Genomic DNA, 15,846 nt, shown 5'->3' on the forward strand with positions numbered 1-15,846 from the left:
TTATTTCACCTACGGAGGTCAGTTCGAGAATTTGCAAAAAGCGAGCTCGCGCCTGCTGATTGCTGTGCCAGTTTCCTTATTGCTTATTTTTATGCTGTTGTATTTCACATTCCATTCCTTTAAGCAGGCCACGTTAATTTTTACCGCAATACCAATGAGTGCTATCGGGGGTGTCTTTGCATTGATGTTGCGCGGTATGCCTTTCAGTATTAGTGCCGGTATCGGTTTTATCGCCTTGTTTGGTGTGGCCGTACTCAACGGTATCGTTTTAATTGGGACATTCAATCAGTTGAAAAAAGAGGGCGTCGATGATATTTTTCAACGCGTTAAAGAAGGTACTTTGACCCGTTTACGTCCTGTACTGATGACAGCGACAGTGGCCTCACTGGGCTTTTTACCGATGGCAATAAGTACAAGTGCCGGCGCTGAAGTTCAGAAGCCTTTGGCAACGGTTGTTATTGGCGGACTGATAACGGCAACTTTCCTGACGTTGTTTGTGCTGCCCTTATTGTATATAATTTTTAATTCTAAATTGAATATGAAACGAAGTAGGGATGCTAAGACCTTTGTTACAGTACTTGCTTTCTTATTTATGGCCTTGGGATCTCAGGTGTTTGGCCAAGAGCGCATTTCTGTTACAGAAGCTGTGGAAACTGCACTGAAGAGCAATCGTCAGTTTCAGGTCAACCAGGCTGAAATCGTAGGCGCTGGTTTCAATGTCAAAACGGCGACCGAAATCCCCAAGACCGGGATTTTTGCAGAAAATGAAGATTACCGTCCTACGGATAAGGCCGGCTTATTGAAAATTGGTATAACGCAAAGTATTGCCTGGCCCGGGCTCTATGCGGCGCGCAAGGAGTATTTTAAACAGCAGCTAAAATATGCGAATTTAAATACGGATGTATTGAAAACTGCGATTACCAAAGACGTGAGGACAGCCTATTTTCAACTTTGGTATCTCCAGGATCGCCAAAAGCTGTATATGGAGCTGGATAGCATCTATACAGCCATGTTCAAAGCAACTGAACTTCGCTTCAGAACGGGTGACGTGGCTGCGCTGGACAAGATCGCAGCTGAAGCAAAACTGAAGGAACTGCAAGCACAACTTGTTCAAAACAAAAAGGACATTGTTATCCAGCAACAGCAACTTATGCTCTTGTTGGACCGTAACGAGTGGATGCTCCCATTGGATCAGTCCTTGGAGAAGATTGTCGTGAACGCCAGTCCATCTGAGGAAACAGCACATCCTTTACTTGTTTTACAGCAGCAAAACGTAAATATTGCTTCATCAAATATCAGTGTTCAGAAAAATACAAATAAGCCTGAGTTCTCGGGTCGATTTTTCTCCCAACGTGTTTGGGGAGCCAAAGATCCATTGTCGGGATTTTCGGTCTCCGCATCTTTTCCGGTCTTTAGCCTAGGCGCGTATAAAAGTAAAGTGAAGGCTGCCAACGCTGAAATGGAAGTTCAACAGCGTAAGTTGGAATATGAGACGCAGGCATTCCAGACAAATAAAGGAAACGCACTTGCTGAAATTGACAAGAATAGTGCGTTACTACAATTTTATGAGTCTTCGGGTTTAAAACAAGCTGATGCCATCATTAAAGCGGCTAGTTTGGCTTATAGGACAGGGGAGATCAATTTTGCTGAATTAAGTCAATTTTTAAGTCAGGCCATTGGGATTCGCCAGAATTATTTAGACGTCCTCAATCAGTATAATCAATCAGCAATTCAATATAATTACTTCAATAACAAATAAGTCAGCAATGAAAGTTTTCATAAAGATATTTATCGTATGTATAGCCGTTACTGTTTTTTACGGTTGCGGTTCTAATGAGTCGGAGCCTAAAGGTCAACCGGAGGGAAAGGAAGCGCCTAAATCCGAAGCGGGGCATGAGGAAGGTCCCGTTACCATAGCGGCATTGAGTGCGGCACAAATAAAAGCTGTGGGCATCGTTTTTGGAGGTATTGAAGAGAAGGAACTAACGGCTACAATCAAGGCCAATGGACTTTTAAGTGTACCCAATAACAATAAAGCGAATGCAACGGCGCTTTACGGTGGTGTTGTAAAGTCATTAAACGTGCAGCTGGGTGATCACGTACGCAAGGGGCAGGTGATCGCTACGATCACCAACCCCCAGTTTGTACAGTTGCAGGAGGAATATGTCTCCCTCGCAAGTAAGATTACCTTGGCAGAACAAGAAATGGCAAGGCAACAGGAACTCAATGAAGGTAATGCGGGGGCGCGGAAAAATCTGCAGGCCGCAACAGCAGACTTCAATAGTTTGCGGGCTCGAAAGGCTTCTTTGCAACAACAGATCCAATTGATGGGCATTAATCCCAATAGCGTTAATCTGTCCAATATGCGGACCTCATTAGCCGTAACAAGCCCTATCAATGGAACAGTAAGTAATGTTTTTGCGAAAATTGGGAGTTATGTAGATGTCTCTTCACCCGTGATCGAGATTGTTGACAATAGTCTGTTGCATTTGGATCTGCAGGTGTTTGAAAAGGATCTACCTTTGGTTAAAGTCGGACAGCTCATCAACTTTCAACTGACCAACAACCCGGATAAGACCTATACCGCCAAAGTTTTTACAATTGGATCTTCCTTTGAAAATGATAGCAAGACCATCGCTGTGCACAGTACGGTTGTGGGCAGCAAAGTGGGGTTGATTGATGGGATGAACATCACGGGTATGATCGGTGTCAATAATGTACGGACTCCGGCTGTTCCGAATGATGCAATCGTGGAGGCTGACGGCAAGTATTATATTTTTGTGGAGACAGACAAGAAACCTGAGGAGCATGAAGAAGGGCACGACGATCGCGGGCATGCACACGATGAAGGTGAAGCAAAACATGCGCATAAAAATGAGCAAGAAGCTGGGCAGCATGGCGAAGAACAGGCTAAAAACATCAATTTTGAAAAAATAGAGATTCAAAAAGGCGTGTCTGCTCTGGGATATACGGCGATTACCCCGGTTACCGAAGTTCCTGCTGGAACGAAAATTGTTGTAAAGGGTGCCTTTTTTATCAATGCTAAAATGAGCAATACAGGTGGGCACGAACATTAATTGACAGTATTTGTTAACAGAATCAAAGCAAGTTATGGAACATCAACATCGTTATGATGCACAAGGCAGACAGCTTTGTTGTACACAGACAGAAAAAATATATAGTCAGGCGGGAGCTGAAGACCTTATTGGGAAAGCTCCAGCTTCCAGTCATGGTCATGATCATAGCCATGATGAAGACGGTCACGATCACTCAACGGCAGGGGCTAGTCAGATGCAGTTATTTCTACCCGCGCTAATTTCTTTTATTTTGCTCATTGCAGCAATAGCCATGGATAATTGGATTGCGCAAGCATGGTTTAAGGATTGGGTTCGTTCGGGCTGGTATATCGTATCTTATCTGCCTGTTGGGTTTCCTGTAGTCAGAGATGCCCTAAAGAGTATTGCTAAAGGGGAAATCTTTTCGGAGTTTCTTTTAATGAGTATCGCTACGATAGGAGCTTTTGCGATCAAAGAATACCCAGAAGCTGTGGCGGTGATGTTATTTTATGCTGTAGGCGAGGTATTTCAGACCTTGGCGGTGAGTAGAGCTAAAAGTAATATTAAGGCACTACTGGATCAGCGTCCGGATGAAGTGACTATTTTGGAGAATGGAAAGAGCAAAGTAATCAAAGCCGCAGACGCAGGTATCGGAGCAATTGTTCAGCTGAAACCTGGCGAAAAGCTCGGGCTCGATGGTGAGTTGCTTTCTGAACAAGGCGCATTTAATACTGCAGCGCTAACTGGCGAGAGCAAGCCAGATACAAAAATGAAAGGTGATGTTGTGCTGGCAGGAATGATTAATATGAACACGGTGAGCCTAATTCGGGTAACAACAGCTTATCAAGATAGCAAACTGAGTAAAATCCTAGAGCTTGTACAGAACGCAACAGCTCAAAAAGCGCCTACTGAACTGTTTATCCGCAAATTTGCTAAGATATATACCCCAATTGTCGTGTTTTTGGCTATTGGAATTTGCCTCCTGCCTTACTTGTTTGTCGATCAATATGTATTTAGCGACTGGTTGTATAGAGCACTCGTATTTTTAGTGATCTCCTGTCCCTGTGCACTCGTCATCTCAATCCCTTTGGGGTATTTTGGTGGAATCGGTGCTGCGAGTAGAAATGGTATACTTTTTAAAGGCAGTAATTTTTTGGATGCGATGGCAGATATCCGGCATGTGGTGATGGATAAAACCGGAACAATGACTGCCGGCGTTTTTAAGGTGCAGGAAATTAAGCTACAGGCTGGTTACGACGAGTCAAGAATTTTAAAGCTCGTCAATAAAATAGAGAGCCACAGTAGCCATCCAGTTGCAACAGCGATTAGGGAATATGCAGGTGCGATCGACGAGTCTATTAATCTCCATAATATAGAAGAAATCGCCGGACATGGATTAAAAGGAATTACTGAAGGCAAAGAGTTGCTGGTGGGTAACTTTAAATTGCTGGACAAATTTAATGTAGCCTATGATATCGATCCGAATAGTATCGTATATACGACCATTGCCATTGCTTTGGACGGTAAATTTGTAGGATTCATGACGATCGCTGATAGCATTAAAGCAGATGCCGCGCTTACAATTCAGCTACTGCATAAGCTCGGTGTAAAAGCAACGATGTTGAGCGGGGATAAGTCGACAGTAGTCGCCTATGTTGCCAAGGAACTTGGAATAGATCAGGCCTATGGTGACCTGCTTCCGGAAGATAAAGTGAATAAGGTCAAGGAAATAAAGGGGCTAAACGAATCTGTTGCTTTTGTTGGTGATGGCGTTAATGATGCTCCGGTTGTCGCACTGAGTGATGTTGGAATAGCGATGGGTGGACTGGGCAGTGATGCGACGATCGAGACGGCAGATGTCGTGATACAGGATGACAAACCTTCGAAGATTCCAACGGCCATTCGCATTGGGAAACAAACGAAAAAAGTTGTTTATCAGAATATTGGCCTTGCTTTTATAGTCAAAGGGATCGTGTTGATTCTTGGAGCTGGAGGTTTGGCAACAATGTGGGAGGCTGTATTTGCCGATGTTGGCGTATCGTTAATAGCGATATTGAATGCCATTAGAATTCAGAAAATGAAATTTTAACAATTGGCGCTAACTTACACCCGCCCTTTTCATTGGATGAAATGAAGGGCGGGTGTATTCCTATTTTTATTCGCTATCATTTATAAATACTAAATATATTAGTATATTTGAGCGTGCAGATCCACGAAGTGAATCGACTATTTTTTAAATTACCTTTGTAAGGTATTACCTGGTGTTAAAGTGATGACGAAAGAGCAAATTGCGGGATTGCTTGAAGGAATTCCCGCTGCAGTCGGCGTATATTATATTTATGATAAGTATGATGCACTAATTTATGTCGGCAAGAGTATCGATATTAGAAATAGGTTATTGCAGCATTTTAGAAGCACAGATTTTAAGGAACGCAAAATCCAAGGAGCAGCCTGCAGAGTTGGATTTGAACTGACTGGCCATGAATTACTAGCGCTATTGCATGAATCTGACCTGATCAAAAAATATCAACCCTATTATAATCGGGCGCAGCGTCGAACCCACTACGGATTTGGCCTTTATCTAGCGGTGAATCCATTGGGCTATCAAGTTCTTCAAGTTGAAACGCTTGATCCCGAGCGAGAGGAGCTAATGACCTTTTCGAGTTACCAGGAGGGGCGCGAGCAATTATTCACTATTGTTGAAGCTTATCAGCTCTGCCAAAAAATAAACAAATTACAGACGTATACGAAACATTGTTTTCAATATATGTTGAAGACCTGCAAAGGGGCATGTATTGCGCAGGAGCTTCCAGATGACTATAATCGAAGAGTGCAGGAATTTGTAGCCTCTTCGGAGCTTCCGATGGGCGAGATATTTTTGGAGTTCTCAGGGCGTAATCCCAAAGAAAAGGGACTTGTTTACTTGTTGGATGGTCGGTATAAAGGATTTGGCTACTGTAATAAGCGTGTATATAGCGAAAAGAAAAAGCGAGAAGCCATCATCTTCAAAGCCGATAATAGAGATGTTAGACGTATTTTGAGACGTTATTTCAAACTCAACCCTGTTTAGATTTTTAACAACAATAATTTACTGGCTTAGTAGGCCAGTAAATTATTGTTTTACCTTCGGTAAAAACTTTTTGTCGTTCTCATCGGAATCTTTGTAGTAGGCTCGGGCTTCGTCCAGTTTATGATGCATTTCTTCACGTACGTTTTGGTATGCTTGTACATTGTATACATTCTGCATTTCCTGTGGATCTTTCTCTAGATCGTATAATTCCCACTCATCTTTGTCATAATAGAAATGGATCAGTTTGTACCTTTCGGTACGAATCCCATAATGTCGTTTTACCATATGAATGGAAGGGTACTCATAGTAGGTGTAATATACTGCATCGCGCCATTGTTTTTCTTTTCCATTGAGTAGACCACGAAAAGATTTTCCCTGCATATCTTTCGGGATTGCAAGTCCTGCATAATCTAGGATTGTGGGGGCAAAATCAAGATTCTGAACAAGTGCTTTTGAGGATTGGCCAGCTTTAATTTCTGCTGGATAGCGGATCAATAAGGGGGTTCGGAGCGATTCTTCATACATAAAACGTTTGTCAAACCAACCATGTTCACCCAGATAGAACCCTTGGTCTGAGGTATAAATGACAATTGTATTTTCGTCGAGTCCATTGTCTTTCAAAAATTCCAATAGACGTCCAACACCGTCGTCCACTGCAGCAACGGTACCCAGATAATCCTGCATATAACGTTGATATCGCCAGCGCATCAGGTCCTCTTTGGACATGTTGTGATATTTCATCTTAAAATCTGCCATGATTGGGTTGTAGATTGAATCCCATGTTGCGCGCTGCGCTGCAGTCATTCTTCCTAGGTTTCCATTGAAGGTAGCTTTATCCCAGGATAGATATTCTTTTAGTCCCAATTCATCCATTAGCGCAGGAGGTATCTTGTTGTCACCAGCCCAGTTCATGTGTTTAAGGATATTCATTTCAGCGGTTTTAGCAGCAGTTCCTCTTCCTTCGTAGGTGTCGAATAGATTATTCGGTTCTTTGTAGGTTTTTGATGTATATTGTTGAAGATGTCGCAAAGCAGGTAGCCATTCTCGGTGTGGCGCTTTTTGATGATAGAGCACACAGAAAGGTTTGCTGGTATCTCTTTTAGCGATCCAATCTAGGGTCATATCGGTGGTGAGATCCGATACATAGCCTTGTATTTGTTGTTTTACACCATTGATAATAAAGTTTGGATTATAATATTCGCCTTGGTCAATAAGGACCGCTGAGTGGTTAAATCCCTGAGGTAGGCCATCCATATGGATTTTACCGATTAATGCTGTTTGATACCCGTTTTTTTGGAGAATCTTGGCAAAGTTGTCCTGATTCCAATCGAATTTTGCCTCATTATCAATTTTCCCATTCATATAACTGTGCTTCCCAGTTAGGAGTACAGCCCGACTGGGCGCACATAATGAATTTGTCACGGTCGCACGTGTGAAAATGGCACCTTCTTTTGCTAATCTGTCAATATTGGGCGTTTCGTTCAGTCCGTAACCATAAGCGCTTATCGCTTGATAACCATGGTCATCACTCATGATATATACAATATTTGGATGCTTTTTTGCATGGCCTTTTTGTGCCAATGCCCACGAAGGTACAAGTGTGTACAAGGTGAAAGTAAGTATATAATGATGGAGTTTCATGGTTAGGGTTTGAATGTGTTATGCTGAACGATTTTACCTCAGGCTAATATAGGTGTTTTCATTGAGACAAAGACGGTGCTATTAGTTTAATGATAGGTTGTACTATTTAAATGATTTGTTTGTTAAATTATTCTAATAGAAATTTGTGTGATTAATAATTTCACTTATATATGAAGAAGAGTTTATTAGCACTTGCACTGGGGGGATTGGGGATAGGAATTACAGAATTTAGTATGATGGGGATGCTACCGGACGTTGCCCAAAGTCTGCAAGTTTCAATTCCGGAAGCTGGTTATCTCATTACAGCTTATGCCTTAGGTGTAGTTATCGGTGCCCCACTGTTGGTGGTTGTGATGAATCGATTCTCGCCACTTAAGACTTTGATTATCCTCATGGGATTGTTTACCCTATTTAATGGACTGTCTGTGGTTGCTCCAGACTATGGTCTTTTGTTGGTCTCGCGTTTTATTTCTGGATTGCCACATGGTGCTTTCTTCGGAGTAGGGTCTGTCATTGCCAGTCGATTGGCTGATCCTGGTAAAGAAGCGCAGGCTGTAGCGACGATGTTTTCCGGATTGACAGTTGCCAATTTATTTGGGGTTCCCTTGGGTACCTATATTGGACATCATTTTTCATGGCGTTATACTTTCCTATTGATTGTTATCGTCGGTATTTTGACCATGTTAGCCTTAAAGTTGTGGATGCCTAAGATGAAAGCAGCACCTAAAAATAATCCTTGGAAGGACTTTGGCATTTTTCGCAATGTGAATGTCTGGTTTATGGTTTTGTTATTTTCAGTAGCTCCAGGAGCGCTGTTTGCCTGGATAAGTTATATAGCGCCACTGATGACTGAAGTGTCTGGTGTTGCTGATAAATACCTGCCTTATATTATGGTTTTGGCTGGATTAGGTATGTTTGTGGGGAATTTGATCGGAGGGAAGTTGACGGACGCTTTTTCTTCAACAAAGGTGGTTGTAGCCGTATTGGTGGTTCAGATTTTATGTATGTTGGTTATTTATGGGCTGTCCGACAACGTTTGGGTATCTTTGGTGATGACTTTTTTAACCGGAGTCACAACTTTTGCGCTCGTACCTTCGTTAACCTTATTATTGCTTAACTCGGTAAAAAGTGATGCTGAAATGTTGGTTGCTTCTTTAGGACCTGCTTGTTTTAATATTGCGAATGCATTGGGCGCCTTTTTAGGTGGTGTACCCATTAATCAAGGCTATGGTTATACTTCTCCGGCTCTGGTTGGTGCGGTTATGGCAGCTTTAGGAATCGTAATTTCCCTATGTTATATCAAACGAAGCAAAAAGCAACCGGCTGTGGCTGCCAAAGAGGTTCTTGAGGATGCCGTAGGTCAGCTTTCGTAGCGTCCATTATGTTGTCTTGAAATTTGCTATCGGTCTAAAAAAAATAACGTATAGAATTGGTGTTAACCTAGATTTCCACCAATTCTATTGAAGATGGACTGAAATTGAACATCGATATTTTCCCCCAGGTACATGCGCTTGGCCTGGCGTTTTATTGGATATCCTTGGTTCAATAGAAAGGAAACGGCAGCTGTATTCTCTTTTGGTAGCACAACTTTGGAATTTTGCATTAAATACATTTTTAACAATGCCATTCCTGCAGCTTGTTCATTGGCAACAATAAGGCCTTCTCCCAAAGAAGGAAGATAATAACCGCGGAGCGTTTGGTTCTATTTTATTGCTGCTTTATTGTACTTGTTTTTATATTCAAGGGGAGAGAGTCCTGTAAACCGACGGAATATCTCGCGAAAAGCCTTTATGTCCGTATATCCAATAGCGTACATCACTTCATTTACCGTTTTCCTCGAGCTTTCCAATTCTTTTTTTGCCGATTCTACTTTTATCCGTTGAAGATATTCCACGGGCGTATTGCCTGTCGCTTTAATAAATCTACGGTCGAAATTCCGACGTCCGACAGTGAATTTTTCAGATAACTTCTCCATGGAAATTTTTTCTGAAAAGTTATTCTCGAGGTAGTCCTGTGCACGCATGACCATTTCATCTCCATGTGATTTTTGACCATTAAAGATCATAAAATCGGACTGTGTTTGTCTGGCAATATCAATTTGAAATATTTTGGAGCAATAAATAGCCGTCTGTCTGTCGTAGAACTTTTCGACCAGGTAAAGGAGGAGATTAAGGAACGAATAACCGCCACCATTGGTATAGATTCCTTGCTCATCAGTAATAATTTGTTCTGTTTTTAAGTTAACCTTTGGAAAGAGCTTATGAAAATTTGCCGCTGATTTCCAGTGGATAGAGCAGTTTTTGTTATCCAAAAGCCCTGTGGATGCGAGCAGATATGCGCCGGTACACATGCTTGCAACATTTGCTCCCTTGGTATAATGGTCTAATATCCATGCTGAGAGCATGCTATTACCAGCTTCTATCGCACTAAAATTAGAAATGACAGCGGGTACAATAATGAGGTCGGTCTTTTGAATCGTAGCGATATCTTTCTGCGTCATGACCGTTAATAATCCATTGACAAAGTTACTCTGTTTGGAAACTCCTGCCAATTCTATATTAAATATAGGTTCCCTGTTCAGTTGATCGTAATAGCGGTTCGCTTCTGTGAATACATGGTATGTTCCAACAATGCACGATATGGTATTAGGGCCTGTCTGACTGTCTGGAACTAAGATCGTTAGGTGTTTCATGTTGAAAGTTTATAAGATTGAATAAACGATAGTACGCTTATTTGATACTATTCAAATATACCGAAACGACTTGTCTAAATCAACCGCTGAGAATGTCTATTTTACACCCCTTTTTGTGTTTTGAACTCCGCTATATTTGATCTATAAATTTAAATTAATACGACAGGATGATACGAATGATCGCAATATATAAGACCCCTACGAATAGGGAGTTTTTTGACAAACACTATTTTGAGACCCATATTCCCTTGGCAAAAACGCTTCCGGGACTTATTCGTTATGAAGTGGCCAAAGGTGGAATTATGTCCACGACTGGACACGACGATGTGTATTGTATTGGAACTTTATATTTTGAAAGTTTAGCAGCAATTAAAATAGCATTTGCGTCTGAACAAGGAAAGGCTTGTGCAGTTGACCGAAGAATCTTGGCACCTCATGATCATGATGTTCAGATTTACATATTTGATTCGATTGAGGTATAGGAAGATAAGAAGTATGAGTTAATGGTTAAAAATTCGAAGAATGATGAAAAAGGAAGATTTTAAAATAAGCATTACCGTTGAAGCAGGTGCTCAACGTGTATTTGAAGCAATCAATAATGTCCGCGGATGGTGGTCTCAAAATATTGAAGGGCCAACTGCTGCTTTGCATGATGAGTTTATATATCATTATCAGGATGTACATCGTTGTCGAATACGAATAGAAACGATGGAAACAGATCGCAAAGTAGTCTGGCGGGTCCTCGAAAACTATTTTAAATTTACCCAGGATGAACGGGAATGGACTAATAGTTCCATTATCTTCGATATTGTTGAAGATGTAGGTACAACTACATTACATTTCACCCATCGTGGGCTTAATTCCCAGATGGAATGTTATCAGGTATGTCATGATGCCTGGACATATTACATAGCGGACAGCCTAAGACAATTGATTTTAACGGGGATGGGACAGCCTACTCCAAAGGAGGAAATAGCGCTGGGGGCTATGGATGAGAATCGCATACCACATGATCCTGGGACAAAAAGTATCTACCATAGGCTGTTAATTGAAACTCCTGTAGAGACTGTTTACAAGGCGCTTACAACGGCGGAAGGACTAGCAGGCTGGTGGACACCAGATACGAAGGCAAAGCCAGAGATTGGTGCGATCCTGCGCTTTGGATTTGGTCCCAGCTATTTTAAAAATATGGAAGTTATTTCGCTGAAGCCTTATTCCAGGGTTGAGTGGCGCTGTGTCAAGGCATTTGAGGAATGGATTGGAACAACACTGACCTTTGAACTTGAACCTCAGCAAAAGGGATGTATGCTGCTGTTTCACCATGATGGCTGGGCAAATTATAGTGCGGAATTTGCTTCCTGTAGTTTTGATTGGGCGCTATTTTTCAGGAGTTTAAAATTTTTCTGTGAAAAAGGAAAGGGGTTTCCTTATCCCGAATTTAATGTGTAAAATTCCTGAAGGGGCATAGTGTATTTTTGGTATAAAATGAGACTATCGCAATAGCCCGCCAATCGCATGCAGATAGTCTTTATTTTTAGAAAAATCATTATGTCCTTCCTTTGCCAAACGTATCAATTTATCCTGTTTTTTAAAAAAGTTACTCAGTTTAATGGAAGAATCAAAATAGACGGCATTATCCTGGTCTCCGTGGAAGATGATCGTTCTACATTTTACTTTTTGCAATGCCGCAGCATTGTCGAAATAAAAGGGGATCCCGCTTGTATCGAGTTCAGGAGCGACATGTTGTGTCCAATCTTGAAAACTATAGTAAGGTGCTTGAAGAATAAGCATTTTTGGAGAATTATGCGAAGCAATAGTTGAAGCAAGTGCCGTGCCCATAGATTGACCGATTATGATAATGTGATCTTCCGGATACTGTTGTGTCAGCTTATCATAGACCGTTTGCAGATCACGATAAAGTAGTTCTTCATTGGTTACTTTACCCTCACTTTTTCCGTAACCTCGGTAGTCCAACATAAAAAGATCATATCCGTTATCAGTATAGATATTGGCAATTTTACCCCAGGTATCTACAGCCCCATTACTGCCATGCAAATAGAAAATTAGTCCTTTGCTCTTGTCTGCCTTAAACAAGATTCCATGGAGTTTAACATGATCTGCTGTTGTGATAAATTGTTCTTCAAATTTGCCCTGAAAGCTGAACGTGGAATCTTGGAGCTTTTTACCTGGAAACAGTTGTTCTTCAAGTATTTCATTCCAGTTTGTTTTAACTTTAGATTTATTGTTGGATTGCGCATGTACTACGGGGGATAAAAAGATGAATAGCAGGAGTACTAGTATTGGGCGTAACCAAAGGTGACTGTAAAATTTTATTAATGTAACGGTATTGTTTGAGCTCATAAGGATACTTGGTCTATGATTTTTATTGAAGTTACATATTTCTATGGCATCCAGAAAATGTGGGATTACTAGTTTTAGCAGTATCTTTTCTTATAAACTTAATCTAGGTTAAGTTTATGCCTTAATCCAGGTTGTTGGAAGCAGGCTTCTTCTTGTCGTACCTTTGAGATAGCAATTTAAAATGAAGTGAATCAATTTGGGCTTCAACTTAAATTCATCAAGAACGATAAAAAAGGAGATCATAATATGAAAAAATCAATTGAAAGAATTTTCCAACGTCCAGCTCAACCGGGTATGGTAGGGGATGGATTTCGTGTATTTAATATGATACCAGGGAATGGGATTTCCCAAAGGAGGATGAGTCCATTTCTTTTACTAGATTTCAACGCAGCATTTGATTTTGGACCTTCGGATCATATCAGAGGCGTGGATGTACATCCGCATAAGGGATTTGAAACCGTTACTATCGCCTACAAAGGCAGTGTAGCCCATCACGACAGTTCGGGAAACAGTGGAGTTATTCGTCCGGGTGATGTACAATGGATGACTGCCGGTGCGGGTATATTACATAAAGAATACCATGAAGAGGAATTTTCAAAAAAAGGTGGATTGTTTGAAATGGTTCAGCTCTGGGTTAATTTACCAGCGAAAGATAAATCAACGGAGGCACATTACCAGGCGATTACAGCCAATCAGATGGGGAAGGTACTATTGCCTGACGCCGCAGGGGTAGTTAATGTCATCGCGGGGAAATTTCAGGATACGGTAGGGCCAGCGAACACCTATACGCCTGTCAATCTATTTGATATCAAATTGGCGGAGCAACATGAAACGAACTTTTTAGTCCCACAAAATCATAATACTGCGATGCTGGTTGTGAATGGGGAGGTCGAGGTCAACGGCGAACTTGCGAAGGAACATAGTTTTGTTTTATTTGGTCATGATGGTGAAGAGATCTCGATAAAGGCCCAAAAAAATGCGGTTTTACTTGTGTTAAGCGGTGAGCCCATTGATGAACCTATCGTGAGCTATGGCCCATTTGTAATGAATACACAGGCAGAGATTTACCAAGCTTTTGAAGATTTTCAGGCTGGCAAGTTTGGCGTACTTGAATAAATGAAATAAGTTTTCATTCATGGCCTACATTTATAACATGTAGGCCATGAATGGATATCATCATATAGAAGATTTTCTGTTAACTAGCTTTTCTTTAGATTATGGTGTTCAACGACTAAGAAAAGTTTTTTGGCCGTCTGTCGTAGCAGATATGGATGATGAGAACCAGTAGTGTACAACAAAAGCCTGTCAATACCACGCCATTCCATTGAAAGTATTTCCAAGCGAGCGAGGCCAAGTAACTACCCAATGATCCACCCGCAAAGTAACTAAACATATAGACTGTATTTAGTCGGTTGGTTGCCCCTAGATTTAAGGCAAAGAAAGCAGATTGATTGCTGATATGCATTGATTGTAAACCCAGGTCAATTAAGATTACGCCAGTTATTAATCCGGTATAGCTATTCCCCCCGATGTAGAATACAATCCAGCTCAATAGCAGGATACATATGGAACCAAGAATAACGGTATACGTAGAAACACGCGTTGAAATCTGGCCTAGCAATGCTGCTGCTAGAGCGCCAACAGCCCCTATTAATCCGAAGGATCCGGCTACAGCGGACCCCGCGTGGAAAGGAGCTTCCTGTAAATGAAATACTAATGTAATCCAAAAAGCACTGAATCCCGCAAAACCTAGGGCACCTCTGAGTGCAGATAGCCGTAATACCGGTTGAGTTTTTGTCAGATGGATCAATGAGTGCATTAATTGTAGATAACTTCCTTGAAATGTCGGATTCACATCGGGGAGTGCGAAAGCTAATAATAACATGAATAGAACCATTAACGCTATCGCTATATAATAGATCGCTTGCCATCCCCAGATATCGCCAATAAATCCTGCTGCGACGCGGGAGAGCAGAATACCTAATAGTAAGCCACTCATGACCATTCCGATTGAAGAATTGCGTTTTTCGGGAGTAGCAAGTTCGGCCGTAAGGGGGACGAGCATTTGGGGAACGACTGAGCTAAATCCAACCATAAAGCTTGCGATATAAAGCAGCTCGAGGCTGGGAGCGAAGACCATTGCCAATAAGGAGGCTATGATAAGTAGAAAAATTGATAATATTAATTTCTTTCTTTTTATCATATCTCCCAAAGGAACGATAAAGAGTAGCCCTGTTGCAAAACCGATCTGGGTGAGCATAGCGATCATACTAATTGCAGCTTCACTAACGTGAAAGTCTTTCGCCATCAATCCCAAAAGCGGTTGATTATAATAGTTGTTGCCGACTACTATTCCAGTTGTCAGGGTAATAAGCCATAAAAGAGGCTTCGTAAGTACTGGTGTATCCCGCTTTAAGTTTACGTGAAGCTCTATGTTTTGATTTGTTATGTCTGTTGTATGTGTCATTTTGAATTTTATTTCCTTGGCTGCAAATTTACAGCGATCAGTAATGGAGGAATTGAAGAATTCGATCCATGAATTGAAGAATTGAAGTTTTGTGTGTTTAAAGATGCTTTAGATTTGAAATAATTGAATGTTGAGCGCCATTTTTGTTTTTCTGTTTTTTGACTTAAGTCAATGTTTATTGTTTTTCATGGATAAATCTTTGTCATCAAATAAGCCGGCCTCTGTTATTCGTAAAGAGGCAGGATAATATAGAATGATATGAGAAATTTGTTAACAATGTTTGGGGATGATCCCATAGCAAGGGTAGAAAAAGCATTAATGGATTTACAAGCCGGGGGACCTTGTTCGCCCAGGTCATATCTTTCCCTTGCGGGCGCACGCGAACGGAGTATTGGGGGGCGATGGTCATACAGAAGGCAGTATCGATTTGATGCTTATGGCGGGTTTAGAACCGATGGCTGTCTTATGTGAATTGATGAATGAGGATGGGACAATGGCGCGTTTGAATGAGGTCTCAACATTCGGACTGAAACATAATCTTACCGTATTATCTATTGAG

At 41.3% G+C, this 15,846-nt stretch carries 14 protein-coding genes; 9 read left to right on the forward strand and 5 right to left on the reverse strand.

Annotated elements, in window-relative coordinates; translation table 11 throughout:
- The 4 genes from B2X72_RS18830 to B2X72_RS18845 all read left to right on the forward strand — a co-directional run.
- On the forward strand, positions 1–1,759 hold a 1,759-nt coding region (locus B2X72_RS18830), incomplete at its 5' end, for a TolC family protein (protein ID WP_286851050.1).
- 7 nt (positions 1,760–1,766) lie between these two features.
- A complete protein-coding gene (locus tag B2X72_RS18835) occupies positions 1,767–3,077 on the forward strand; it encodes an efflux RND transporter periplasmic adaptor subunit (RefSeq protein WP_145330538.1) in 1,311 nt (436 codons plus the stop codon).
- A 34-nt stretch (positions 3,078–3,111) separates the two neighbouring features.
- Positions 3,112–5,145, forward strand: coding sequence for a heavy metal translocating P-type ATPase (locus B2X72_RS18840; protein ID WP_145330536.1), 2,034 nt, complete (start codon positions 3,112–3,114; stop codon positions 5,143–5,145).
- A 183-nt stretch (positions 5,146–5,328) separates the two neighbouring features.
- A complete protein-coding gene (locus B2X72_RS18845) occupies positions 5,329–6,126 on the forward strand; it encodes a GIY-YIG nuclease family protein (RefSeq protein WP_286851051.1) in 798 nt (265 codons plus the stop codon).
- A 42-nt stretch (positions 6,127–6,168) separates the two neighbouring features.
- On the opposite strand, the gene B2X72_RS18850 is transcribed toward B2X72_RS18845, so the two are convergent.
- A complete protein-coding gene (locus tag B2X72_RS18850; RefSeq protein WP_286851054.1) occupies positions 6,169–7,767 on the reverse strand; it encodes a sulfatase family protein in 1,599 nt (532 codons plus the stop codon).
- A 170-nt stretch (positions 7,768–7,937) separates the two neighbouring features.
- Between B2X72_RS18850 and B2X72_RS18855 the strand changes: the two genes are divergently transcribed.
- Complete coding sequence (locus B2X72_RS18855) at positions 7,938–9,140, forward strand: MFS transporter (protein ID WP_286851056.1); 1,203 nt, start codon at positions 7,938–7,940, stop codon at positions 9,138–9,140.
- Between the two features lie 62 nt (positions 9,141–9,202).
- Here B2X72_RS18855 and B2X72_RS18860 read toward each other — a convergent pair whose 3' ends face one another.
- Positions 9,203–9,370, reverse strand: a complete 168-nt coding sequence (locus B2X72_RS18860) for a hypothetical protein (RefSeq protein WP_157626082.1) — start codon at positions 9,368–9,370, stop codon at positions 9,203–9,205.
- Between the two features lie 99 nt (positions 9,371–9,469).
- Positions 9,470–10,459: a GlxA family transcriptional regulator gene (locus tag B2X72_RS18865; RefSeq protein WP_286851059.1), complete on the reverse strand. Its 990-nt coding sequence runs from the start codon at positions 10,457–10,459 to the stop codon at positions 9,470–9,472.
- 167 nt (positions 10,460–10,626) lie between these two features.
- Between B2X72_RS18865 and B2X72_RS18870 the strand changes: the two genes are divergently transcribed.
- Positions 10,627–10,941: an EthD family reductase gene (locus tag B2X72_RS18870; RefSeq protein ID WP_286851061.1), complete on the forward strand. Its 315-nt coding sequence runs from the start codon at positions 10,627–10,629 to the stop codon at positions 10,939–10,941.
- Between the two features lie 40 nt (positions 10,942–10,981).
- Entirely contained in the window at positions 10,982–11,908 is a 927-nt protein-coding gene (locus B2X72_RS18875; RefSeq protein WP_286851062.1) for an SRPBCC family protein, read from the forward strand.
- 42 nt (positions 11,909–11,950) lie between these two features.
- Here B2X72_RS18875 and B2X72_RS18880 read toward each other — a convergent pair whose 3' ends face one another.
- On the reverse strand, positions 11,951–12,820 hold the full coding sequence (locus B2X72_RS18880; protein ID WP_286851064.1) for an alpha/beta hydrolase: 870 nt from the start codon (positions 12,818–12,820) through the stop codon (positions 11,951–11,953).
- Positions 12,821–13,066: 246 nt separating this feature from the next.
- Between B2X72_RS18880 and B2X72_RS18885 the strand changes: the two genes are divergently transcribed.
- Entirely contained in the window at positions 13,067–13,936 is an 870-nt protein-coding gene (locus tag B2X72_RS18885) for a pirin family protein (RefSeq protein ID WP_145330530.1), read from the forward strand.
- Positions 13,937–14,051: 115 nt separating this feature from the next.
- Here B2X72_RS18885 and B2X72_RS18890 read toward each other — a convergent pair whose 3' ends face one another.
- Positions 14,052–15,287, reverse strand: a complete 1,236-nt coding sequence (locus B2X72_RS18890; RefSeq protein WP_286851066.1) for an MFS transporter — start codon at positions 15,285–15,287, stop codon at positions 14,052–14,054.
- 322 nt (positions 15,288–15,609) lie between these two features.
- Here B2X72_RS18890 and B2X72_RS18895 point away from each other — a divergent pair.
- Positions 15,610–15,846, forward strand: a 237-nt coding sequence (locus B2X72_RS18895) for a 3,4-dihydroxy-2-butanone-4-phosphate synthase (RefSeq protein ID WP_286851068.1), incomplete at its 3' end; no start/stop codon positions are given.

The organism is Sphingobacterium sp. UBA7253 (assembly GCF_002472745.1).
In the GTDB taxonomy this organism is placed as follows: Bacteria; Bacteroidota; Bacteroidia; order Sphingobacteriales; family Sphingobacteriaceae; genus Sphingobacterium; species Sphingobacterium siyangense.